Source organism: Jiangella anatolica (assembly GCF_003236295.1).
Classification (GTDB): domain Bacteria; phylum Actinomycetota; class Actinomycetes; order Jiangellales; family Jiangellaceae; genus Jiangella; species Jiangella anatolica.
On the sequence record NZ_POTW01000107.1, the window covers coordinates 1 to 21,798 of the forward strand.

Sequence of the window (21,798 nt, forward strand, 5' to 3'; positions counted from 1 at the left end):
ACAACCATGGTGGTTGCCTCCTCTCACCTGATCAGTGACGGGACGGTTGGACCGGCCGGCGGACACATCTCAGTCGGGGCGACGCCACGCTCCTATCAAGTCACGCCGGCCGGTCCTTCACACCCCGGTGCCGGCAAAACGCATGAAGACCAGACCAACGGTCGGCAGCCACGCTACGAGCCAGACACCAAGGCGATCAGGATCCAACCAGCCGCGAACAGCGGCGACATCACCCTGACACTGAAGGTCACGCTAGCGACGGCCGGCCGGCGGGCGCTTCTCCATTCCTGACCGGTGCGCCCACTCGCGGCGCGAGGCCAGCCGCATGGCGAGGTCGTCGAGCATCGCCGCCGTCGTGGTCGCGCCGAACCGGGTCGCGCCGAGCTCGCGCAGCGTGAGCAATGCGTCCAGCGTGCGCACGCCTCCGGCTGCCTTGACACCCACCGCGGGCGAGACGCTGTGCCGCATGAGCGCGACGTCCGCGGCCGTGGCGCCGCCGCCGGCGAACCCGGTGCTCGTCTTGACGTACGCGGCGCCGGCCCGTTCGCTCGCGGCGCAGCCGGCCACCTTCTGCTCGTCGGAGAGGTACCAGTTCTCCAGGATCACCTTGACCGGCCGGCCACCCGCCGCGGCCACGACCGCGGCAATCTGCTCCTCGACGTGCCCGGCGTCGCCGTCGCGCAGACGACCGATGTCGATCACCATGTCGATCTCCGCCGCCCCGGCCGCCACGAGCTCGGCCGTCTCCCCCACCTTCGTCGCGGTGGTGGCGCCGCCGTGCGGGAAACCGACGACGGTGCCGACGGCGACCCCGCTCCCCCGCAGCTCAGCGACCGCCAGGCCGACGTCCGCGGGCCGCACGCACACCGTCGCCGCCCCATAGGCCCGCGCCGTCGCCAACCCGGCCAGCACCTCCTCGCGCGTCAGCTCCGGGCGCAGCAGCGAGTGGTCGATCATCGCCGCCACCTCGCGGACGGACGGCAGCGGACCGGCATAGGGCGGGACGTCGATGGAGTTGACGGACACGGCGGGGCTCCTTCGCGAGAACGGTCTAGACAGCCTAGACTGATGATATGGCAGCTCCGCAACCGCTGTACGAGCGCATCGAGAAGCGCCTGCGCGTCCGGGTCGACGCCGCCGGCGACGGCGACCCCTTCCCGTCCGAACAGCGGCTGGCCCGCGAGTTCGGCGTGGCGCGCATGACCGTGCGACAGGCGCTCGCCCGGCTGGAGCGCGACGGCCGGCTCGAGCGGGTCCCGGGCCGCGGCACCTTCGTGCGCGCGCCCGCCGCCGTGCGCCCGGTCGGCACACTGCTGAGCTTTCACGACCAGATGGTCACGGCCGGGCGCACGCCACGGTCGCGGCTCGTCGGCGCCGGTCACCGTCCCGCCACACCCGACGAGGCGGCGGCGCTCGCCCCCGGCGTCCCGGCCGGCGACGTCACCGTCGTCGGCATCACCCGGGTTCGGCTGGCCGACGACCTGCCCGTCGCCATCGAGCGTGCCGTCTTCCCCGCGACGCTCGACGCCCTGCTCGACACCGACCTGGAGACCGGCTCGCTGCACAGCGCGGTGCGCCGCCTGGGGCTGCGCCCGACACTCGGCTCGTCGATCCTGGGCGCCCGGACGGCCGGCGACGACGCCGTCGCGCTCGGCGTAGACCCGGCCACGCCGATGCTCGTCGAGACGCGGAACATTCTCGATCAGCACGGCGCTCCGCTCGAGTACACCGTGAGCTCCTACGTCGCCGACCGGTACGCCCTGAAGGTCGACTTCACAGTCGCGAGCTGAGCCGCTGACGGTGCCCTAACACCGGCGCCGTCACGCCGAAACGCGTCCGCAATATCCCGATGGTGAGGTTTCACCGTTTGCCGAGGTGATCTTCTATCCACCAGAGAGGGACCACATGCCCACCAGCGTGTCGCGGGTCCGGGCGGCGGCGGGCGGCCTGGCCGCCGTCGCGCTGACCACGGCCATCCTGCTGCCGGCGGCACCCACGGGTGCCGTCACCGGCGTTCCGGCCGGCAACGGCGCGACGTGGCAGATCCACGACGCCGCGCCGCCCGGGCTGGACACCGGCAGCATCCGCGCGGTCAGCAACGCCCCGGCCGAGGGGTTCGGGAACATCTTCGTCCGCGTCACCGGTGAACCGCGGTTGAACGGTGAGATGATGCGCGGCTGGGGACTGACCTACGACGGCGTCGACACGTTCGAGCCGACCCGGTCGGTCCAGCTGGGCGATGTGCGGGTCACCCGCGAGGTGACGGTGGACGGCGCCGGGTCGTGGGCACGGTTCTTCGACACGTTCACCAACACCGGCCGCGAGCCGGTCACCGTCGAGGTCTCGTTCGGCGGCTCGCTCGGCTACGGCGCAGCACAGAACCAAGGCCTGATCCGGTCGACGTCCAGCGGCGACGCCGCCGTCGACGGGCAGGACGCGTGGACGCTGGCCGCCACGCCGAACCCGGCGCAGCGCCCGGTCGGCGTCGTCCTCGGCACACCCGGCGCACCAGGAACGCTGGACCGCACCGGCAACCAGCAGCGCGACCCGTTCGACACCCCGATGGCGACCACGGGGCACGAGGCCAACTTCCAGGGCTACGTCAGCACTCTCACCGTGCGCCCGCGTCAGACGCTCTCGCTGGCCCGGTTCGTGACGGTGGGTACGACCGGCGCCGGCGCCCAGGCCGCCGCCGCGGAGCAGTTGGCGGCGCTGGCCGCACAGCCGGACCTCAGCGGCCTGACGACGCTGGAGCGCTGCACGCTGCAGAACTGGGACCGCACGGCGCTCGGCGTGACGCGCTGCCCGTCGGCGCCGGTCCTAGCGACGCCGTCGGCCGGGCCGCAGGTGCCCGCCTACACGACGTCGTCGTACGACGTGGTGAACAAGAGCATCGACGAGCTGCTGCGCGACCTCGAGGCGGGTGTGACGACGTCTGAGGAGATCACCCGCGCGTACCTGGACCGGATCGCGGTCTACGACGGCGGGCCGCTGGGCTACCACGCCTTCATCCACGTCGCCGAGGACGCCATGCAGCAGGCCCGCGCCGCCGACCGGGCCCGGGCGCGCGGCGCGACCGGCGAGTTGCTGGGCATCCCGATCGCGATCAAGGACCTCTACGACACCAAGGACATGCCGACCACCGGCGGCACGCTGGCGCTGGAGGGCTGGCAGCCCGGGACCGACGCCTACCAGGTCGAACGGCTGCGGGCGGCGGGGGCGGTCATCATCGGCAAGGCCAACCTGAGCGAGTTCGCCAACTCCGGCGGCTACAGCGAGAGCGGCTGGGGTCAGGTCTGGAACGCGCTCTACCCGTCGAAGACGTCGTTCGGCTCCAGCGGCGGCTCCGCGGTCGCCGTCGCGGCCGGCCTGGCGGCGGGCGCGCTGGGCAGCCAGACCGGCGTCTCGCTGTACGCGCCGTCGACCGGCAACAGCCTGACGACGTTCCGCGGCACGGACGGCATGGCCAGCCTGCGCGGCATCATGCCCCTGACCTGGGCGCAGGACTACGGCGGCCCGATCGCGCGCACCGTCACCGATCTCGCGCACCTGCTCAACGCCACCACCGGGACCGATCCGCTGGACCCGCTGACGGCGGAGGCGGACGCGCACCGGCCGGCGGACTGGACGGCTCACCTGGACGCCGGCGCGCTGGACGGCATGCGGATCGGCTACCTGCCGTCGTCGTTCGTCTCCTCCTACGCCGACGACGGGACCGGGGCGGCCGTCATGGCGCACTTCGCCGACCTCGAGGCCGCCGGCGCGACGATGGTCGAGCTGACCGCGCCGCCGAGCGGCGGCCCGTCACCGGCGGGCAGCCGCAGCGAGGAGGGCTGGGCGCGCTACATCGAGCTGCACGACGACTTCCCGTATCCCGACGGCGACGCGCTGCTCGCCTCGCCGCTGGTGCTGCCCTACAACCAGCGGGCCCTGCGCGACACGCCGCGGATGACGCCGGAGCAGGTCGATGCGTGGCTGGCCTATCGGGCCAACTACAAGCGGGTCATCGCCGGCTGGATGGACGCTGCCGACGTCGACGCCGTCGTGTATCCCGGCTTCCTCAGCGACATGTACAACAACGACGCGTCCGGCAACCAGCTCACCGCCGACCGCGCCACCGGCGTGCTGACCTCGAACGTCGGGCTGCCGACCGTCGTCGTGCCGGTCGGCGTCAACCCGCACGGCTACTCGATCTCGATGCAGCTGGTCGGCCGGGCCTGGGACGACGCAGCGATCCTGGGCATGGGCTACGCGCTGGCGCAGCAGGCGCACGGCCAGCAGCTGCCCGACGACGCGCCGCCGCTGGAGTACCGGCCGAACGCCCGGCCGCACGCCGTCCCGGACATCTCCCCGCTCGTTCCGGGGAGGTCCCCGGCCGCCGGCCTGCGAGGCTTCGGGTCGTCGGCCGCCTTCGGCCGGGCCGGGGAGAACGACGGATGATGTCATCGATGACATCGGTCGCGTGTCATCAATGACACGCGATAGGGTCATCCGGGTCTGAGAGCATATGTGGGGAGTTCTCCGGATCAGCCGGGGAACTCCCCACATCGACGAGACGGGTGGCGATGCGGGCGGACGGACGGCGCAACCGCGAGGCGCTGGTCGCGGCGGCGGCGAAGGTGTTCGCCGAGGCCGGTCCGGACGCCCCGCTCGACGACGTCGCCCGCCGGGCCGGGCTCGGCAACGCGACCCTCTACCGCCACTTCCCCACCCGCCGCGAGCTGCTGGCCGCCGTCTACGCCGACGAGCTCGCGGCGCTGCGCGACTACGCCGAGCTGCTGCGCGAGCAGGAGGCTCCGGACGACGCCCTCCATGGCTGGATGCGGGCCCTGGCGACGCAGTTGGCGCACACCCGCCACCTGGCGCTCGCCGCCGGCGGCGACTGGTACGCGTCGGCCCTCGCGACGACGTCGGGGCTGCTCACCGCCGCTCAGCGGGCCGGCGCGGTGCGACCGGACGTGGCCGCGGACGACGTGCTGGCGCTCGTGCGCGGGGTCGCACTGACGGCCGCCTCGCCGGACCAGCAGTCCCGTCTGCTGGACCTGCTCCGCGACGCGATCGCCGCCGGCCCACACCGCTAGCTGCCCGCTTGGCACGTCGGCGTGCTGCCGAGATCGGGACGAACCAGACACCGAAGCAGCGCCACGGCGTGCCAAGGCAGGTGGGCAGCACCACGGTGCGCCAAGGTGGTGAGCCGGGCGGTGGGGTGTCGCGCCCGCACCGCTAGCCGCCCGCTTGGCACGTGGGCGTGCTCCCGATACCGGGACGAACCGGGCGGCGGCGCAACACCTCAGCGTGCCAAGGCGAGTGGGCAGCATCACGGGTGGGCAGCACCACGGTGTGCCAAGGTGACGAGCCGAGCGGTGGGGCGTCGCGCCCACACCCCTAGCCGCCTCCTTGGCACGTCGGCGTGCTCCCGATACCGCGACGAACCAGACACCGAAGCAGCGTCCCAGCGTGCCAAGGCGGGTGGTCAGCCGCCCGCCCGGGGTGCCGAGGCGACCCGCCCGGGCGGCTGGCGGCGGACCGGCACCTCAGCGTGCCAACGAACCACCCAGGGCATCGGGCGGTGCCGGGAGCCTAGGCTGGAGAAGATGAGCATCGTGGATCCCGACGAGGCGGCCCGGCGGCTGGCGGCGGACGACCCGACCGGCTGGTTCGAACGCCTCTACGCCGCCGCGGCGAGCGGCGCCGCCGTCGTGCCGTGGGACCGGGGCGGGCCGCATCCGCTGCTGGTCGACTGGCTCGGCGAGCGCGAGCTGACCGGGACGGCCCTCGTCGTCGGCTCCGGGCCGGGGTCCGACGCCGAGCTCGTCGCGGCACGGGGAGCGGCGACCACCGCGTTCGACATCTCCCCGAGCGCCGTCGCCGCGGCCCGCGAGCGGTTCCCCGGCTCGTCCGTCGACTACCGGACCGCCGACCTGCTGGCCCCGGCGGATGAGTGGCGGCACGCGTTCGACCTGGTCATCGAGGTGATGACGGTGCAGTCGCTGCCGCCGTCGCTGCACCCGGCGGCGACGGCGTCGGTGGCCGGCTTCGTCGCGCCGGGCGGGACGCTGCTGGTCGTCGCGTTCGCGGCGTCAGACACGGACGGGCCGGCCGCCGGGCCGCCGTGGCCGCTCACCCGCGCCGAGATCGACGCGTTCGCCGCCGGCGGACTGACCGAGGTCGCCGTCGAGTGGCTGGACCATCGCTGGCGGGCGGAGTTCCGCCGTGAGTGACCTCGGCCTGTTCGGGCCGGACAGCGTCAGCTGGCGCGTGCACCGCGAGCCGGTGCTGTGGCTGGCCGGGATCCGCGCCCTCTACCTGCAGGCGCTGCACCCGCGCGCCGTCGCCGGCGTCGTGCAGAACTCCGACATCCGCCGCAACTGCTGGCCGCGGCTGATGCGCACCGCCGAGTACGTCGGCACCGTCGTCTACGGCACCACCGAGCAGGCGGAGAAGGCCGGCCGCCGGGTCCGCCGCATCCACGACCGGCTGCGCGCGCACGACCCCGTGACCGGCGAGGAGTTCCGCGTCGACGACCCGCACCTGCTGCGCTGGGTGCACGTCACCGAGGTCGAGTCGTTCGTGTCCACGGCGCGACGGGCCCGTATCGGCCTCACCGACGACGAGATCGACCGCTACTACGCCGAGCAGACCCGGGCCGCCGCGCTCGTCGGCCTCGACCCCGGCACCGTCCCGGCCAGCGCCGCCGCCGTCGAGGCGTTCTACCGCGGCATCCGGCCGGAGCTGCGCCGCACCGACGACGCCCGCGACGTCGCCCGGTTCCTCACCGTGCCGCCGATGCCGGCCCGCTGGGTCGTCGCCGGGCGGCCGGCCTGGCTGGGGCTGGCGACGACGGCGTTCGCGCTGCTCCCCCGCTGGGCGCGGCGGCTGTACCGGCTGCCCGGCCTGCCGACGACGGATCTCGCGGCGTCGCTGACGGTGATCGGGCTGCGCGGCGTGATCAACGCACTGCCGGTTCGCGAGGGCCCGATCTATCGCGACGCGATGCGGCGGGCCGAGGCCGCAGCCCGGTCAGGAAGCGACGCAGCCGCCGCGTGACCTCGTCGGGACGCTCGAGCGGCGGGACGTGACCCGCTCCCGCGATGACCTCCAGCGTCGCGCCCGGAACGAGATCGGCCATGGCCTGCATCGACGCCCGCGGCGTGCGCGCGTCGTCGCCGCCGATGAGGAACAGCGTCGGCAGCCGCGCCGCCGAGCGCAGGACGGACGTCCGGTCCTCCCGGTCGCGCATCGCCTCCAGAGCGCCGATGACGCCGGCCGACGACGCGCGTCCCAGCATCTTCCCCAGCCGCCGTCGCGCCCGCGACGACGCCCCCGGCGCCAGGAACTGCGCCGCGAGCCCTCTCGGTGGCCGGCCGCCGGGCCGCACCCGGCGGATCAGCTCGTCCCGGTCCGCCCTACGCTCGGCCGTGTCGGCCTCCGCCCGCGCGTCCATGACGACCAGCGCGGCCACCCGGTCCGGATGCCGGTGCAGGAACTCCAGCGCGACGTAGCCGCCCATGCTCAGCCCGCAGAGCACCGTCCGCTCCACGCCGAGCGCGTCCAGCAGGACCGCGAGGTCGTCGGCGTAGGCGCCCATGCCGCAGGCGCGCCCGGGCGCGTCGCTCGAGCCCATGCCGCGCAGGTCCGGCGCGATCCGGCGCCAGCCCTCCAGCGCGACGACCTGGTCGCGCCACATCGTCCGGTCGAGCAGGAAGCCGTGGACGAAGAGGACGGCCGGTCCGGCGCCGAGGTCGTCGTAGGCGAGGCGCATCGGTCAGCCGCTCACTTCCCGGTCGTCCCGGTGGTCGCCCAGTCCGCTCGTCTCGCGCCGCGTGAGCTCCTTCATGTCCATGTCGACGCCGTCGACGGGCTCCCGCTCCAGGCCGTAGACGTGCTGGGCGAAGTCCATCCGGGCCAGGATCGCGTCGATCTCCTCGTGCCGGTCCGGCGGGAAGATCTCGGCCGGGTCGCCGACGGCCACCCACTTGATCGGGACGAGCGAGTGCGGCGGCAGGACGCTGCCGACGTGCACGATGCCGTCGATGCGGACCTCGGTGCGGGTGCCGACGCGCGCGCCCTGGTAGATCCGCGCGCCGGTCGCGAGGAAGCACTCGTCCTCGACGACGCAGCCCTTGAGCGACGCGTGCGGCCCGATCAGGACGTAGTCGCCGATCTCGACCGCGTCGCGGGCCGTGCTGCGGATGTTGAGGTTCTCGCGGACCGCGCACTGCGCGCCGATGCGCACGGGCGAGCCGTGCGCCTCGATCACCGTGCCGTAGGACACGTGCGTTCGCGGGCCGATCGTCACGTCGCCGCAGATCACCGCCGTCGGGGCGATGTAGGCGGTCGGGTCGATGCTGGGTTGCTTGCCCTGGTGCTCGATCAGCATGAGCGGCCCGTGCCCAGGCCGCGCGACCTCAAACCCCCAGCACCGCCATCGCCGCGGCCCGGCCCGGGATGCCGCTGACGCCGCCGCCCCGCCGGGCGCCGGCGCCGCACAGCAGCACCCTCGGGTGCTCGGTCTCCACGCCCCAGCGCCCCACCTCGTCCGGCGACTCGGCGAACGGCCAGCTCAGGTCCCGGTGGAAGATGTGGCCGCCGGGCAGTCCAACCGACGCCTCCAGGTCGACGGGCGTGCGCGCGTCCAGGCACGGCCGGCCGTCGGCGTCGAGGGCGAGGCAGTCCTCGATCGGCTCGGCGAGGACGGAGTTCAGCGAGGCCAGCGTCGCCTTGACGGCCGCCTCGCGCGCGCCGTCGTTGTCGGAGCGGAACAGCCGGGCCGGCAGGTGCAGCCCGAACAGCGTGATCGTGTGCGCACCGGCTTCCCGCAGCGACGGCCCGAGGATGGACGGGTCGGTGAGTGAGTGGCAGTAGATCTCGCACGGCGGCAGCTCCGGCACCGCACCGCCCGCGGCCTGCGCGTAGGCCGTCTCCAGCTGGGTCAGCGACTCGTTGACGTGGAACGTCCCGCTGAACGCGGCCGCCGGGTCGACGTCCGAGCGCAGCCGCGGCAGCCGGGTGAGCAGCAGGTTCAGCTTCAGCTGGGCGCCCTCGGGCGACTCCGCCGGGTTCGTCCCCAGCAGCCCGGCCAGCGTCGACGGGGCGCAGCCGGCCAGCACGTGCCCCGCGCCCACCGCCCGCGACGCACCATCGCGGGACGTGAACGCGACCTCGCCGGACGCCGGGTCGATCGCGGTCACCGTCGCTCCGGTGACGATGACGGCGCCGGCCGCCACCGCCGCGTCGCGCAGCGCGCCGCTGACCACGCCCATGCCGCCGACAGGGACGTCCCAGTCTCCGGTCCCGTTGCCGATGACGTGGTAGAGGAAGCACCGGTTCTGCCGCAGCGACGGCTCGTCGACGGCGGCGAACGTGCCGATCAGCGCGTCGGTGGCGACGACGCCGCGCACGACGTCGTCCTCGAACGTCGACCGGACGACCGAGCCGACCGGCCGCTCGAACAGTGCCGTCCACGCCTCGCCGGACCCGACCAGCGAGCGGAACTCGTCGCGCGACAGCAGCGGTGACGTCAGCGTCGGCGCCACCCGCCGGGCCACCTCGCCGGTCATCGCGTAGAACCGCTGCCAGGCGTCGTGCTCGGCGGCGGACGGGAACGACGCCCGGGTCGCCTCGGCCGACGCCGTGTCGACGAGCAGGCCGCCGTCGCCGACCGGCGTGTACGACGAGTACCGGCGCCGCCGCAGCGTGATCGGCAGTGCCAGCTCCTCGACGATCTGCCGCGGCAGCAGCGACACGAGGTAGGAGTACCGCGACAGCCGGGCGTCGACGCCGGGGAACGGCCGCTCCGAGACGGCCGCTCCCCCGACGTGGTCCAGGCGTTCCAGCACCAGCACGCTGCGGCCGGCCCGGGCGAGGTAGGCGGCGGCGGTGAGGCCGTTGTGCCCGCCGCCGACCACGACCGCGTCGTACCGGGCCCGCAGGGTCGAGAGGTCGTCAGGCATGCCGGCCATCCTCGCCCGGGGCCCGCCGCCGGCGCTACCCGGGACCGCCGTCAGCCAGAACATCAGCCGACGCGGGTGAGCTCGGTCGCCGGGTCCGTGGCGACGGCGGACGGCGGGCGGCGCAGCCACCGCGGCGCCCACCAGTTCGCGGAGCCGAGCAGCGCCATGAGCGCCGGCAGCACCAGCGCGCGGATCACGACCGCGTCGATCAGCACGGCGACGGCCAGCCCGACGCCCATCTGCTTCATCTCCAGCACGCGCATCGCCGCGAACAGCCCGAAGACCGCGACCATGACCAGCGCCGCGCTCGTCACCGTCCCGGCGGAGGTGGTGATGCCCTCGCGGACGGCGTCGCGAATGGGCAGCCCGCGGGCGGCCGCCTCGCGGATCCGGCTGACGACGAACACGTGGTAGTCCATCGACAGGCCGAACAGGATCACGAACAGGAACAGCGGGATCCACACCACGACCGTGCCGTTGGATGTGAAGTCCAGCAGCCCCTCGGCCCACGAGTACTGGAACACCAGCGCCAGCACGCCGAACGCGGCCACCGTCGACAGCAGGTTGACGAACACAGTGGTGAGGCCGACGACGACGGAGCGGAACGTCACCGTCATCATCACGAACGCCAGGACCAGCACGAACGCGATGATCCACGGCAGCTTCGAGGCGAGGTTGTCGTTGTAGTCCACACCGCCGGCCACCTCACCGGTCACCGCCGTCGACGCGCCGGCCACCGTGCCGACGGTCGCGGGGATCAGGTCGCCGCGCAGCACGTCCAGCGACGCCCGTGCCTCGTCGGTCTCCGGCCCGAACGGCACGCCGACCCGCAGCGAGCTGAACCGGCCGTCGTCGGACTGCGCGATGACCGGCTCCTGGTCGTGGGCGAAGCCGTCGTCGTCGCCGGTGCGCTCGGCCAGTTCCTCCAGCGCCGTCCGCACCTCACCGGCCGCAGCCGCCGGGGCCTCCACGACGACGACGTGCGCGGCGCCCGTGCTCGGGAACGCCTCGACCAGCCGGTCGTAGGTCTGCATGACCGGCAGGCTGCGCGGGAACGCGCTCTCGTCGGGGTTGGACAGCTTCAGGTTCAGCGCGGGCGCGGCCAGCGCGAGCAGCGCCAGCACCGAGACCACCAGCGTGACGGCGGGCCGGCGCAGCGCCGGGCGCAGGATCGCCGGCCAGAACCGCGGCGGCCGCTGCTGATTGGTCAGCCGCCACAGCAGCGGCACCCGCGGCCGGTCGATCCGGTGGCCGAGCTTGGCCAGCAGCGCCGGCAGCACCGTCAGCGACCCGGCGACGGCGATCGCGACGACCAGGATCGCGCCGGTGGCCATCGAGGCGAAGTTGACGTCCGCGGCGAGGTAGAGCCCGGCCATCGACACGGCGACGGCCAGCCCGGACACGACGACGGAGTGCCCGGACGTCGCGGCCGCGATCTCGATCGCCTCCCGCGTGCTCCGTCCGCGGGCCCGCTCCTCGCGCTCACGGCGCAGGTAGAACAGCGAGTAGTCGACGCCGACCGCCATCCCGATCAGCAGCACCAGGTGGGTGACGGTGCCACCGTCAGGCACCGCGTAGGAGGCCACCGCGTACAGCCCGACCGCCGACGCGACCGACGAGATCGCCAGCAGCACCGGCACACCTGCGGCCAGGATGGCGCCGAACGCGACCAGCAGCACGATCAGCGTCACCGGGAGGCTGAGCATGGCGATCATGCCCAGGTCCTCCTCCAGCAGCGCGAAGAAGCCCTTCGTCACCGACGCCTCGCCCGCCTGCTCGACGCGCAGGTCCGGATACTGCTCCTGCACGCCGGCGGTGACGTCGAGCAGCGCCTGGACCTCGTCCTCGGCGTGCTCCTCGTCGGCGGCCATCGTGACCGGGACCGTGACGCTGCCGCCGTCGGGCGAGGCGAGCGGGTCGCCGACGGCGGCGACCCCGGGCAGCGCCGCCATCGCGTCGGCGACGTCGGCAGCGGCGGCGTCCGCGTCGGCGCCGGCCGGGGTGATCAGCACGTTCTCGGTGACCGGCGCCTCGAGGCCGCCCTCGTCGAGCATCCGGTCCGCGCGACCGGCCTCGCCGATGCCGAGCTCGAGCTGGCTGGCCTGCTGGATGCCGGCGACGCTCATCGCCGCCAGGCACAGCACCACGAAGGCGAACCAGCCGCCGATGGCGCGGCCGGGGTGGGTCGCGCTCCAGCGCGCGATCCGGACGGTCACGGGTGGACGGGAGTAGCGGGAGCTGGTGTGGGACACCGGGCGGCCCTCCGGGCAGATGATCGAACGGTCGATGACCATGCTGGTCGCGGCCGGGGCGGGCCACACTGGTGCCAGGTACCGGGCCGGGGTGGGGCTAGCCCCCGGATCCTTCTTCGGGTCCGGCGACAACCGGATGCCCGGGAGCTCCGTCTAGGGGATGACAGGATGAAGAGGCCGCTCGAGGGAGTGTGGTGTGAGCAGACGTCAAGCGCGAGCTGACGAGTTCGTGACGTACGTCGATGCCCGGCGCAGCTACCTGCGCCGCGTCGCCTACCTCGTGTGCGGAGACTGGCACGCCGCCGAGGACCTGGTTCAGACCGCACTGATCAAGCTGTACGCGGCCTGGCCCCGGATCCACACCGACGGCGCCGAGGACGCCTACGTCCGCCGGATCATCGTGCGGGCGCACCTCGACGAGCGGCGCCGGCCGTGGCGGCGCGAACGGGTCGGACTCGACGGTGTCGACGCCGCCGAGCCCGAGACGCTCTCGTTCGAGGACAACGACGCCCTCCTCGCCGCGCTCAGGAGCCTGCCCCAGCGGCAACGCGCGACCATCGTGCTGCGCTACTGGTGCGGGCTCTCCGTGGAGGAGACCGCCGACGACCTCGGCTGCACCACGGGCACGGTGAAGAGCCAGACCTCGCGGGCGATGGCCGGCCTGCGGGCCTCCTTGTCGACCGATGACGTGACGACGACCGAGAGGCGATCCAGATGATCGAGGACGACGAGCTGCGCAGGCAGTTCGACAGGGTGGGGTTCGCCGGCGAGCCGCCGATGGCCTCCACCGCGACGGACGACCTGGTGCGCGGACGGCGCCACCTGCGTCGCCGTCGTATCGCGACCCTGGGCGGCGGCGCGCTGGGCGTGGCCGCAGCCGGGGTGGGCGTGGCGCTGCTGCTGCCCGGCTCCGGCCCGGCGTCGAGCGACCTGGAAGTGGCCGGGGGCGGCGACGGCCCGGCGGCGGTGGAGGTCCCCGCCGGGACGCCGACCACTTCGACGCCCCAGGACGAGCCCGCGTCGCCGCCGACGCAAGCTCCCGGCCTCTGGGACCTCCCGTTCCCGGCCACGCGGCAGCTGCTGCTCGACACCGCGGTCGAGCACCTCGACCCGGCGCACGAGCACCTGCCGGCCGAGAGCACCGGCGTCACGGGCGGCGGGACGAACGTCGGCACCAAGCTCGAGTGGCTCGTCGAGGGCGACGACGGCATGGGACTGGTCCAGGTGGCGGTCACCGGGCCGGGATTCGCCGACGAGCACGAGTTCGCGCGTGCGGACTTCGCCGTCAACATCGGCTGCGAGATCGACACCGACCGCTGCACCGAGCAGCCGATCCCCGGCACCGACGAGACCGCACTGGTCGGTGCCGCGAATCCCGACATGCACCTGCTGTTCAGCATCGTCTACGAGCGGGCCGACGGCTCCTTCGTCGGCATCGCGGTGAGCGACCTCTTCGGCAACAACAGCCTCACGCCCTTGCAGGAGATGGACGTGACGCTGGAGCAGGGGTTCGCGTTCGTCACCGATCCCGACCTCGCCCTCGCCCCGGGCGAGTCGGCCGAGGACTACGACATGTTCCGCACGGGCATCGAGGACGACGGGACCATCACCGAAGGCGAGACGACAGAGCCCGTCGACTAGTCCGCAGACGACACGGTGCCGGCTGCCCCACGCTCATGGCGGAGGGCAGCCGGCACCGCGTCGTGTGCTGCCGGGTGTATGACCGGACGGCGGAGCGCTACGGATGCGCTCTCAGTCGTCCCAGCCGGCGCTCATCGCCCAGGCGGGATCGCCCATCTGGGTACCGCCACCGATCTGCACGATCTGGTTGCCGTCGCGTTCGATCGGCCGTACCAGCCAGCTGTGGTTCTGTGCGTTCCAGGTCAACACGTACTCCGTGTCCCGGCGCAACATCGCGATCCTCCTGCTCCTCGCTGCCCGTCCGCGGCAACGATCCGTTGGTACCTGAGCTCGCCCAAGACTCCCCGGCCGGGGCGCGGCCGGAGGAGGAAAACCCTGCCTGCTCGATGATCTCCCGACTATGCCGGTGCCGCAACGCGAGCGAGCCGCGCCACGCCGCGTTTTCCCTGGTCGAACGCGCTGTGAGCGTGGTGGAACGGAAATTTCGTCCGTTCGGCGGTGGCCGGCACTGACCGAACGGACGATGCCTGGCGGGGTGGTTCGTACCCGGCGCAATCCCTTCGGCGATCACATACGTACAAGGGCGGGACGGCCCAGCCGGGCCGCCCCGTGATCTCAGTCGGAAGGAGCATCATGCGCAACTGGCTGATCCGCTCGGCCGCCCTGGTGACCGCTGCCGGAGCCGCGCTCGTCGCCGGCGCCGTCCCCGCCGCATCCGACGGCGCTGACGTCACCACCGTGCACACCGTACTGACAGGCGACGCGGAGCGGCCCGGACCTGGCGATCCCGACGGCCGGGGCGCCTTCGTCGCCATCATCAGGGGCGACACCCTCTGCTACACGCTCGTGGCGCTGCGCATCGAGCCGGCGACGGCAGCGCACATCCACATCGCGCCGCCCACCGCGCCCGGTCCGATCGTTGTCGGCCTGGAGACGCCGGATCCGCTGAGCCGCGGGTGCATCACGGCCGTCCCCGACGACCAGAACACGACGATGACCCTGTCGGAGAGCGAGCTGGCGGCCATCGTGGCCGACCCGACCGCCTACTACGTCAACGTCCACAACGCCTCGTTCCAGCCCGGCGCTATCCGCGGCCAGCTGCGCTGACGTCCGTCCTCTGCCGGGCCGGGTGAGTGGGCGCCCCATAGCCTGCTCCCCCGGCCCGGCCTTCGGCGTTGTTCATGCTCTTGCGGTTATATAGCCGCATGGCTATGCTCGACGTCATGTCGTCCACACCGTTCGGCGTGCTGGCCGATCCGGCCCGGCGGCGCATCCTGGACCTGCTCCGGGACCGCCCCCGGCTGGTCGGCGAGCTCACCGCGGCCGTCGGGCTCTCCCAGCCCGGCACGTCCAAGCACCTGCGCGTGCTGCGCGAGGCCGGCCTGGTCACCGTCCGCCCCGATGGGCAACGCCGCTGGTACGAGCTGCGGCCGGAGCCGCTGGCCGAGATCGACGAGTGGCTGACGCCGTACCGGTGGATGTGGTCCGAGCGGTTCGACGCGCTCGAGCGTCATCTCGACACGATGGACGACGCATGACGGCGCCGGGGACGCTGCGGCGACTCGCCGGCGGGCGGGTCGAGATCCGGTTCGAGCGCCGCTTCGCGCACCCGCCGGCGAAGGTGTGGCGGGCCCTCACCGACGCCGGTGAGCTGCGCGGCTGGCGCTTCCCCGCCGTCGTCGAGCTGGATCTCACGCCCGGCGCCGCGCTGGAGTTCTGGCCGACCGACGAGCAGCGCGAGCGGTTCGGGGTGCCGGCCACACCCGTCGCCGGCCGGATGATCGCCGCCGACCCGCCGCGGCTGCTGGAGTACACGTGGGGCACGGAGACGCTGCGCTGGGAGCTCAACCCCGACGCCGACGGCTGCAGGCTGGTCTTCGTCAACACCATCGACGACGACGGCGCCGGGCCTGCCGTGGCGGCCGGCTGGCATGCCGGGCTGGAGCTGCTCGAGGCCGCGCTCGGCGGCCGCCCGATCGACTGGGACACCTGGCAGCGGGCCGCAGACCTGCAGAAGAGCTACGAGGAGACGTGATGACCGAGACCCTGCACACCGATGGCGACCGCTGCGTCCTGCGCATGGAGCGGCGGTTCCGGCACCCGCGGACCAAGGTCTGGCGCGCGCTGGTCGAGCCGGACGAGCTGCGGCAGTGGTTCCCCGCCCGGGCCGAGTTCGACCTCGTCGCCGGCGGCGACGTCCGCTACGACTGGGGCGACGGGTCCGAGCCGCAGGTCGACGGGCAGGTCGTGGAGGCCACGCCGGGCCGCGTGCTCGCGTTCACCTGGGGCGACGAGGAGCTGCGGTTCGAGCTGCACGACGACGGCAACGGCTGCCGGCTCGAGTTCACCCACGTCTTCACCGACCGCTACGGCGCGGCCAGCTTCGCGTCGGGCTGGGTGCAGTGCTTCGCCGGGCTCGACCAGCTGCTCGACGGTCTGCCGATCACGGCCGGCTCGCCGTCGGCCGCCCAGCACGACGAGTACGTCGAGCGCTTCGGCCTCGGCACCGGCGTGGCCGACACCGTCGCCGGCGAGCCGCGGGTCCGGTTCGAGCGGCAGCTCACGGCCCCGGCCGCCGTCGCGTGGCCGGTGATCGAGCGACTGGCCGACGTCCCAGCCGGCGATGCCGGGGGTGTCGTCGAGCGCGACGAGCCGAAGGCGCTCGCCTACACCGCCGCCGACGGCGTCCGCGTCCGCTGGGAGCTCGGCGAGGGCACCGGCCACGGCGCCCGCCTCGTGCTCACCGTCACCGGCGCCACGGCGGACGACCCGGCCTGGCCCGCCCGCGTCGCCGCCCTCGCCCGCGAGCTCCGCGGCTGAGCACGCCCGACGACGCCTGGCCCGGCTGTTCCCCCGGGGTCGTGGACCTCGCCCACGCCGGCTCTACCTCTCAGCCGTGCCTGGCTTCTCGCTCAGGGACTCCTGATAGAGGTCCGCATACGTGGGCGAGCCCTCGATCAGGCCGTCGCAGAACGCGGCGACGTCGGTGCCGATGAGCTCCACCACCCCCTTGCCCGCGGCGACGCCCTCCTCGAAGAAGTCGACGATCCCGGGCAGCAGCGGCCCGTCGGGCAGGTCGACCGGACCGACCTTGAACAGGTACTTCTGCATCTCCTTGTAGACGATCCGGTAGTCCGGGGGAAGCGCCTTGACCCGGGCCAGGTGCGCCCGCCACTGCTTCTTGCCCTCGATGATGTCGTGGATGCTCACGTCAGCCTCCCAGCCGGCTCAGTCTCCGTGCGACGTTCCGGTTCAACTGCTCGCGCCACCGGTCGCGGTAGGTCCGCGCCCCTTCTCCACCCGCCAACGCCGCGGCGAAGCCCGCGATGTCGTCGCCGAGCACCTCGCCGACCCGCTGTCCGTCCGCCGCGGCCTGTTCGAGCAACCCCATGGCGGCGTCGAGGATCGGCATCAGGTTGCGGCCGGTGAAGTCGGCACGAGGAAGGAGGTGGCCCTTGATCTGTTCCCACGCCACCCGGTAGTCGTCCGGCAGGGTCGCGGCCCGGGTCTCGAACGCCTTCCACTCCCTGGTGATGTCGCTGCCCGTGATGGTCTCCCAGAAGTTCATCTCCGGCCCTCCTTCAGCCTGTCGATGCGGGTTGAGACGTACTGCCACTTCGCCCAGAACTTCGCGAGCTCGTCGCGTCCGGCCTCATTGAGTGCGTAGAACTTGCGCGGCGGGCCGACCTCGGATGGTCGTTTCGTCACCTGGACGAGTCCGTTCCGCTCCAGCCGCAGCAAGATGGTGTACACCGTCCCCTCGATGACGTCGGCGAAGCCGAGGTCGTTCAGCCGGCGGGTGATGGCGTACCCGTAGGTCTCCTCGCTGCCGATGATCTCGAGCACGCACCCTTCGAGCGTGCCCTTCAGCATCTCCGTCAGGTCGTCCATCGCGATTCCTCTTCGCCCCGGCTCGGTACTTCGTGCCACCGAGTACCACTATACGGTATCACCGAGTAGCGGGACGAGCAGGCGCTCGTGGGCCGGTGGTCGCCGGGCGCGGCGGCGACCACCGGGACGATCGGCGGGGAGCTCGGGTCAGCCCGGCGCCACCGCGCCGGTCTCACCGGCTCCGACACGCTGAGCGTCGCCGCCGGAGGGCGTATCGCCGCCCTGGTCGAACTGGGTGCGGTAGAGCTCGGCGTAGCGGCCGCCGGCCGCGAGCAGCTCCGGGTGGGTGCCCCGCTCGACGACCTCGCCGGCCTCGATGACGAGGATCTGGTCGGCCGCGCGGATCGTCGACAGCCGGTGGGCGATGACGACGGCGGTGCGGCCGGCCAGCGCCTCGCTCAGCGCCTCCTGCACCGCCGCCTCCGAGGTGGAGTCCAGGTGCGCCGTGGCCTCGTCCAGGATGACGACGCGCGGCCGGGCCAGCAGCAGCCGGGCGATCGTGAGCCGCTGCCGCTCGCCACCGGACAGCCGGTACCCGCGCTCCCCCACGACCGTGCCGAGCCCGTCCGGCAGCGACGCCACCAGCGCGTCCAGCCGCGACCGCCGCAGCACGTCCCACAGCTCCTCGTCGGTCGCCGACGGCCGCGCGATCAGCAGGTTCTCGCGGATCGACTCGTGGAACAGGTGCCCGTCCTGGGTGACCATGCCCAGCGTCGAGCGCAGCGACGCCATCGTGAGGTCGCGGACGTCGACGCCGCCGATGCGGATCGCGCCGGAGTCGACGTCGTAGAGCCGCGGCAGCAACTGGGCGATCGTCGACTTGCCGGCCCCGGACGACCCGACCAGCGCGATCATCTCTCCCGGCGCCGCGGTGAAGGAGACACCGTGCAGGACCTCGTCGCCGCCGCGGGTGTCGAGCATCGCGACCTCCTCGAGCGAGGCCAGCGACACCTTGTCCGCCGCCGGGTAGGCGAACCGGACGTCGTCGAACTCGACCGGCACCGGGCCGTCGGGCACCGCCACGGCGCCGGGCTTCTCGACGATGAGCGGCTTCAGATCGAGCACCTCGAACACCCGGGCGAAGCTGACCAGCGCGCTCATGACCTCGACCCGGGCGCTGGCCAGCGCCGTCAGCGGCGCGTAGAGCCGGGTCAGCAGCAGCGCCATCGACACGACGGCGCCGGCGTCGAGCTCGCCGCGCAGCGCGTAGAACCCGCCCAGCCCGTACACCAGCGCCAGCGCCAGCGCGCCGACCAGCGTCAGCGCCGTCACGAACAGCCACTGCACCATCGCCGTGCGCAGCCCGATGTCGCGCACCCGGCGGGCCCGGACGGCGAACTCGGCGGACTCGCGCTCGGGCCGGCTGAACAGCTTGACCAGCGTGGCGCCGGGCGCGGAGAACCTCTCGGTCATCTGCGTGCCCATGACGGCGTTGTGGTTGGCCGCCTCGCGCTCCAGCCGGGCCAGCTTGCCGCCCATCCGCCGCGCCGGCAGCACGAACACCGGCAGCAGCACCAGCGCCAGCACCGTGATCTGCCACGAGATGCCGAACATCACCACCAGTGCGAGCACCAGCATCACGACGTTGCTGACCACGCCGGACAGCAGGTCGCTGAACGCCCGCTGCGCGCCGATGACGTCGTTGTTGAGCCGGCTGACCAGCGCGCCGGTGCGGGTGCGGGTGAAGAACGCGACCGGCATCTTCTGCACGTGGTCGAAGACGGCCTGCCGCAGGTCGAGGATCAGCCCTTCGCCGATGCTCGCCGACAGCCACCGCTGCACCAGCCCGACGCCGGCCTCGGTGACCGCGATGACGGCGATCACCACCGCAAGCCCGATGACGTAGCGCTGCGACGAGCCGGACATGATCGCGTCGACGATGCGGCCGGCGATCACCGGCGTGGCCACCGCGAGGACCGCCGTCACGACGCTGAGCGCCACGAACGCGACCAGGTACCGCCGGTGCGGCCGGGCGAACCCGAGGATGCGCCGCAGCGTCGCCCGGGAGAACGGCCGGCTGTCCTGCTGGGCGTGCATCGCGTTGTAGAGCGCGGTCCACGCGGTGACCTCCATGCTCATCGGACCGCCGCCTCCTCGGCCTGGACTCCAGGAGCAACGGCGACGGCGGGTCCGGGCACGCCGACCCGGCGCAGCAGCACCGCGGCCAGCACGGCGCCGGCCAGCGCGATGGCCGCGGCCACCACCGCCACGGCCTGCAGACCGTCGGTGAAGGCGGCCTGCGCGGCCGACAGCAGCGGGCCGCCGACGTCGCCGGGCAGCTGCGCCGCGGCGGCGGTCGCGCCGGCCAGCGTGTCGCCGGCCGCGTCTGCGGCGTCGCCGGGCAGCTCGGCGGGGAGGGAGTCGCTCATACCCGAACGGTAGACGGCGGTACCGACACTGCCGAGGATCGCGAGGCCGAGGGCGCCGCCGAACTCGTTGCTCGTCTCCGACGCCGCCGAGGCCGCGCCGGCCTTCGCCGGCGGCGCCGCGCTGACGACGAGGTCGGTGCCGAGCGCGGCCGGCGGGGTGAATCCCGCGGCCATGACGCAGGTGCCGGCGATCAGCACGCCGAACCCGGACGAGCCGTCGACCTGCGTCATCACCGCGATGCCGGCCGCCGACACGAGCAGCCCGCCGGCGATGACGTGCCCCGGCCGGAACCGGCCCGCGAGCGCCGGCACGACCATCATCCCGATCATCATCGCGCCGGTCATCGGCAGCACCCACAGCCCTGCCCGGAACGGCGACAGCCCGTGCACGAGCTGCAGGTACTGCATGACGAACAGGTTCAGGCCCATCATCGCGAACGTCGCGGTCATCATCACGCCGAGCGTCGCGCCGAAGGCCCGGTTCCGGAACAGCTCGACGTCGATCAGCGGGTCGTCCAGCGACCGTTGCCGCCGCACGAACAGCACCGCGAACGCCAGCCCGACGGCGATCGCGGCCACCAGCGGCCAGCCGAACCCGTCCTCGGCCAGCTTCTTGATGCCGTAGATGATCGGCAGGACGCCGGCCAGCAGCAGCACCGCGCTGAGCAGGTCCAGCCGGCCGGCCGACGGGTCGCGGTACTCCGGCAGCAGGATCGGGCCGGCGATCAGCAGCAGCACCATCACCGGCACGCCGACGAGGAACACCGAGCCCCACCAGAACGCCTCCAGCAGCGCCCCGCCCACCAGCGGCCCGATGGAGCCGCCGACCATGAAGCTCATCATCCACAGCGAGATCGCCTTGGTCCGCTGCCGGTCGTCGTGGAACATGTTGCGGATCAGCGACAGCGTCGACGGCATCAGCGTCGCGCCGGCGATCCCCATCAGCGCGCGGGCCGCGATCAGCATCTCCGCGCTGCTCGCGTAGGCGGACAGAACCGACGCCAGCCCGAACGCGGCGGCGCCGATGAGCAGCAGCTTCCGGCGGCCGATCCGGTCGCCCAGCGAGCCCATCGTGATGAGGAAGCCGGCGATCAGGAAGCCGTAGATGTCGGTGATCCAGAGCAGTTGTGACGCCGACGGGGTCAGCTCGGCGCTCAGCTCCGGCACGGCCAGGTGCAGCACCGTCAGGTCCATGATCACGAGCATCGCCGGTAGGCTGAGGACGGCGAGGGCGGTCCACTCCTTGGCGCCGGCCAGTGGCGGCGCGTGATCGGACTCGGTGCGGGGTTCGGTCGTCATGCGGACCAGTCAAATACCTCAACAAAGGTTGAGGTCAAGCCGGCGGTGCGGCGGCCGGTTCCGCACATGGTGTGACGTGACTGCGGCGACGATGTGAGAGCGCTGTGGCTCCCACGACAGCGATGCGGCAGCGTTCTTGCAGTGATCCCACATCGTTGCCGGGCGTCGTGCCGTTCCGGGACGTGCTCACCGGAGAGTGCGAAGGGCAGGCGACGGCGAGACGGACGCCGGTGCCCGCGACGACTGCTGATGCCCGTCAAACCGTCGAACCCGGACCGACCAGGGCCAGCAGCCGCCGGTGTGGCGGGCATCCGCCCGTTTCGCGGGCTCGACTGGTCCCCAGAAGGGGTCGCCCCGCCACGAGAAACCCCTGCCCGTGATCAGAGCCTGCCC

23 protein-coding genes are annotated in these 21,798 nt (G+C 73.0%); 12 read left to right on the forward strand and 11 right to left on the reverse strand.

What is annotated here, in order from left to right:
* Positions 1-291 (forward strand): hypothetical protein (locus C1I92_RS35115; protein ID WP_233507362.1); only part of this gene is annotated, 291 nt, incomplete at its 5' end.
* Here the strand turns inward: C1I92_RS35115 and deoC are convergent.
* A complete protein-coding gene (deoC, locus tag C1I92_RS28460) occupies positions 253-1,026 on the reverse strand; it encodes a deoxyribose-phosphate aldolase (protein WP_233507368.1) in 774 nt (257 codons plus the stop codon). The genes C1I92_RS35115 and deoC overlap by 39 nt on opposite strands.
* A 47-nt stretch (positions 1,027-1,073) precedes the next feature.
* Between deoC and C1I92_RS28465 the strand changes: the two genes are divergently transcribed.
* From C1I92_RS28465 to C1I92_RS28485, 5 genes are all read left to right on the forward strand, one after another.
* Positions 1,074-1,790 (forward strand): GntR family transcriptional regulator, encoded by a 717-nt coding sequence (locus tag C1I92_RS28465; protein ID WP_111258012.1) that lies wholly within the window; start codon positions 1,074-1,076, stop codon positions 1,788-1,790.
* Between the two features lie 115 nt (positions 1,791-1,905).
* Complete coding sequence (locus C1I92_RS28470; protein WP_111258013.1) at positions 1,906-4,440, forward strand: amidase; 2,535 nt, start codon at positions 1,906-1,908, stop codon at positions 4,438-4,440.
* Between the two features lie 125 nt (positions 4,441-4,565).
* Positions 4,566-5,081 (forward strand): TetR/AcrR family transcriptional regulator, encoded by a 516-nt coding sequence (locus C1I92_RS28475; RefSeq protein ID WP_111258030.1) that lies wholly within the window; start codon positions 4,566-4,568, stop codon positions 5,079-5,081.
* 513 nt (positions 5,082-5,594) lie between these two features.
* Positions 5,595-6,221: a class I SAM-dependent methyltransferase gene (locus C1I92_RS28480; RefSeq protein WP_111258014.1), complete on the forward strand. Its 627-nt coding sequence runs from the start codon at positions 5,595-5,597 to the stop codon at positions 6,219-6,221.
* Positions 6,214-7,047 (forward strand): oxygenase MpaB family protein, encoded by an 834-nt coding sequence (locus C1I92_RS28485; RefSeq protein WP_111258015.1) that lies wholly within the window; start codon positions 6,214-6,216, stop codon positions 7,045-7,047. The genes C1I92_RS28480 and C1I92_RS28485 overlap by 8 nt, the downstream gene beginning before the upstream one ends.
* On the opposite strand, the gene C1I92_RS28490 is transcribed toward C1I92_RS28485, so the two are convergent.
* The 4 genes from C1I92_RS28490 to C1I92_RS28505 form a co-directional block, all read right to left on the reverse strand.
* Positions 6,950-7,762 carry an alpha/beta fold hydrolase gene (locus C1I92_RS28490; RefSeq protein WP_111258016.1) on the reverse strand — a complete coding sequence of 271 codons (813 nt, stop codon included), beginning with the start codon at positions 7,760-7,762 and terminating at the stop codon, positions 6,950-6,952. The genes C1I92_RS28485 and C1I92_RS28490 overlap by 98 nt on opposite strands.
* Before the next feature lie 3 nt (positions 7,763-7,765).
* Positions 7,766-8,380, reverse strand: coding sequence for a gamma carbonic anhydrase family protein (locus C1I92_RS28495; RefSeq protein WP_111258017.1), 615 nt, complete (start codon positions 8,378-8,380; stop codon positions 7,766-7,768).
* Between the two features lie 28 nt (positions 8,381-8,408).
* Entirely contained in the window at positions 8,409-9,953 is a 1,545-nt protein-coding gene (locus C1I92_RS28500; protein WP_111258031.1) for a phytoene desaturase family protein, read from the reverse strand.
* 62 nt (positions 9,954-10,015) lie between these two features.
* On the reverse strand, positions 10,016-12,169 hold the full coding sequence (locus tag C1I92_RS28505; RefSeq protein ID WP_199521682.1) for an MMPL family transporter: 2,154 nt from the start codon (positions 12,167-12,169) through the stop codon (positions 10,016-10,018).
* Between the two features lie 232 nt (positions 12,170-12,401).
* Between C1I92_RS28505 and C1I92_RS28510 the strand changes: the two genes are divergently transcribed.
* Together C1I92_RS28510 and C1I92_RS28515 are read left to right on the forward strand one after the other, a co-directional pair.
* The gene (locus C1I92_RS28510) at positions 12,402-12,923 is read left to right on the forward strand and encodes a SigE family RNA polymerase sigma factor (RefSeq protein WP_111258019.1); all 522 of its coding nucleotides are present in this window, start codon (positions 12,402-12,404) and stop codon (positions 12,921-12,923) included.
* Entirely contained in the window at positions 12,920-13,846 is a 927-nt protein-coding gene (locus C1I92_RS28515) for a hypothetical protein (RefSeq protein ID WP_111258020.1), read from the forward strand. Before C1I92_RS28510 ends, C1I92_RS28515 begins: the two co-directional genes overlap by 4 nt.
* A gap of 111 nt (positions 13,847-13,957) precedes the next feature.
* Here C1I92_RS28515 and C1I92_RS34080 read toward each other — a convergent pair whose 3' ends face one another.
* A complete protein-coding gene (locus C1I92_RS34080; RefSeq protein WP_158564309.1) occupies positions 13,958-14,119 on the reverse strand; it encodes a hypothetical protein in 162 nt (53 codons plus the stop codon).
* 360 nt (positions 14,120-14,479) lie between these two features.
* Here C1I92_RS34080 and C1I92_RS28520 point away from each other — a divergent pair, with 360 nt between their 5' ends.
* The 4 genes from C1I92_RS28520 (at position 14,480) to C1I92_RS28535 (ending at position 16,666) form a co-directional block, all read left to right on the forward strand.
* Positions 14,480-14,953, forward strand: a complete 474-nt coding sequence (locus C1I92_RS28520) for a CHRD domain-containing protein (RefSeq protein WP_111258021.1) — start codon at positions 14,480-14,482, stop codon at positions 14,951-14,953.
* A gap of 116 nt (positions 14,954-15,069) precedes the next feature.
* Complete coding sequence (locus C1I92_RS28525) at positions 15,070-15,384, forward strand: ArsR/SmtB family transcription factor (protein ID WP_111258032.1); 315 nt, start codon at positions 15,070-15,072, stop codon at positions 15,382-15,384.
* The gene (locus tag C1I92_RS28530) at positions 15,381-15,881 is read left to right on the forward strand and encodes an SRPBCC family protein (RefSeq protein WP_111258022.1); all 501 of its coding nucleotides are present in this window, start codon (positions 15,381-15,383) and stop codon (positions 15,879-15,881) included. The genes C1I92_RS28525 and C1I92_RS28530 overlap by 4 nt, the downstream gene beginning before the upstream one ends.
* Complete coding sequence (locus tag C1I92_RS28535; protein ID WP_111258023.1) at positions 15,881-16,666, forward strand: SRPBCC family protein; 786 nt, start codon at positions 15,881-15,883, stop codon at positions 16,664-16,666. Before C1I92_RS28530 ends, C1I92_RS28535 begins: the two co-directional genes overlap by 1 nt.
* Before the next feature lie 63 nt (positions 16,667-16,729).
* Here C1I92_RS28535 and C1I92_RS28540 read toward each other — a convergent pair whose 3' ends face one another.
* The 5 genes from C1I92_RS28540 to C1I92_RS28560 form a co-directional block, all read right to left on the reverse strand.
* Complete coding sequence (locus C1I92_RS28540; RefSeq protein WP_111258024.1) at positions 16,730-17,056, reverse strand: DUF1048 domain-containing protein; 327 nt, start codon at positions 17,054-17,056, stop codon at positions 16,730-16,732.
* A 1-nt stretch (position 17,057) separates the two neighbouring features.
* Positions 17,058-17,414, reverse strand: coding sequence for a DUF1048 domain-containing protein (locus tag C1I92_RS28545; RefSeq protein ID WP_111258025.1), 357 nt, complete (start codon positions 17,412-17,414; stop codon positions 17,058-17,060).
* Complete coding sequence (locus C1I92_RS28550; RefSeq protein ID WP_111258026.1) at positions 17,411-17,737, reverse strand: PadR family transcriptional regulator; 327 nt, start codon at positions 17,735-17,737, stop codon at positions 17,411-17,413. Before C1I92_RS28550 ends, C1I92_RS28545 begins: the two co-directional genes overlap by 4 nt.
* A 147-nt stretch (positions 17,738-17,884) precedes the next feature.
* Complete coding sequence (locus C1I92_RS28555) at positions 17,885-19,816, reverse strand: ABC transporter ATP-binding protein (protein WP_111258027.1); 1,932 nt, start codon at positions 19,814-19,816, stop codon at positions 17,885-17,887.
* Positions 19,813-21,405 carry an MFS transporter gene (locus tag C1I92_RS28560; protein ID WP_111258028.1) on the reverse strand — a complete coding sequence of 531 codons (1,593 nt, stop codon included), beginning with the start codon at positions 21,403-21,405 and terminating at the stop codon, positions 19,813-19,815. The genes C1I92_RS28555 and C1I92_RS28560 overlap by 4 nt, the downstream gene beginning before the upstream one ends.
* Between the last annotated feature and the right edge of the window lie 393 nt (positions 21,406-21,798).

Excerpts from the sequence above, each read along its gene's own strand:
- C1I92_RS28530 (WP_111258022.1), top strand. The coding sequence starts at position 15,381 with ATGACGGCGCCGGGGACGCTGCGGCGACTCGCCGGCGGGCGGGTCGAG.
- C1I92_RS28500 (WP_111258031.1), bottom strand. The coding sequence starts at position 9,953 with ATGCCTGACGACCTCTCGACCCTGCGGGCCCGGTACGACGCGGTCGTG.
- C1I92_RS28555 (WP_111258027.1), bottom strand. The coding sequence starts at position 19,816 with ATGAGCATGGAGGTCACCGCGTGGACCGCGCTCTACAACGCGATGCAC.
- C1I92_RS28515 (WP_111258020.1), top strand. The coding sequence starts at position 12,920 with ATGATCGAGGACGACGAGCTGCGCAGGCAGTTCGACAGGGTGGGGTTC.
- C1I92_RS28475 (WP_111258030.1), top strand. The coding sequence starts at position 4,566 with ATGCGGGCGGACGGACGGCGCAACCGCGAGGCGCTGGTCGCGGCGGCG.
- C1I92_RS28560 (WP_111258028.1), bottom strand. The coding sequence starts at position 21,405 with ATGACGACCGAACCCCGCACCGAGTCCGATCACGCGCCGCCACTGGCC.
- C1I92_RS28535 (WP_111258023.1), top strand. The coding sequence starts at position 15,881 with ATGACCGAGACCCTGCACACCGATGGCGACCGCTGCGTCCTGCGCATG.
- C1I92_RS28520 (WP_111258021.1), top strand. The coding sequence starts at position 14,480 with ATGCGCAACTGGCTGATCCGCTCGGCCGCCCTGGTGACCGCTGCCGGA.
- C1I92_RS28465 (WP_111258012.1), top strand. The coding sequence starts at position 1,074 with ATGGCAGCTCCGCAACCGCTGTACGAGCGCATCGAGAAGCGCCTGCGC.
- C1I92_RS28490 (WP_111258016.1), bottom strand. The coding sequence starts at position 7,762 with ATGCGCCTCGCCTACGACGACCTCGGCGCCGGACCGGCCGTCCTCTTC.
- C1I92_RS28480 (WP_111258014.1), top strand. The coding sequence starts at position 5,595 with ATGAGCATCGTGGATCCCGACGAGGCGGCCCGGCGGCTGGCGGCGGAC.
- C1I92_RS28525 (WP_111258032.1), top strand. The coding sequence starts at position 15,070 with ATGTCGTCCACACCGTTCGGCGTGCTGGCCGATCCGGCCCGGCGGCGC.
- C1I92_RS28550 (WP_111258026.1), bottom strand. The coding sequence starts at position 17,737 with ATGGACGACCTGACGGAGATGCTGAAGGGCACGCTCGAAGGGTGCGTG.
- C1I92_RS28495 (WP_111258017.1), bottom strand. The coding sequence starts at position 8,380 with ATGCTGATCGAGCACCAGGGCAAGCAACCCAGCATCGACCCGACCGCC.
- C1I92_RS34080 (WP_158564309.1), bottom strand. The coding sequence starts at position 14,119 with ATGTTGCGCCGGGACACGGAGTACGTGTTGACCTGGAACGCACAGAAC.
- C1I92_RS28470 (WP_111258013.1), top strand. The coding sequence starts at position 1,906 with ATGCCCACCAGCGTGTCGCGGGTCCGGGCGGCGGCGGGCGGCCTGGCC.
- C1I92_RS28545 (WP_111258025.1), bottom strand. The coding sequence starts at position 17,414 with ATGAACTTCTGGGAGACCATCACGGGCAGCGACATCACCAGGGAGTGG.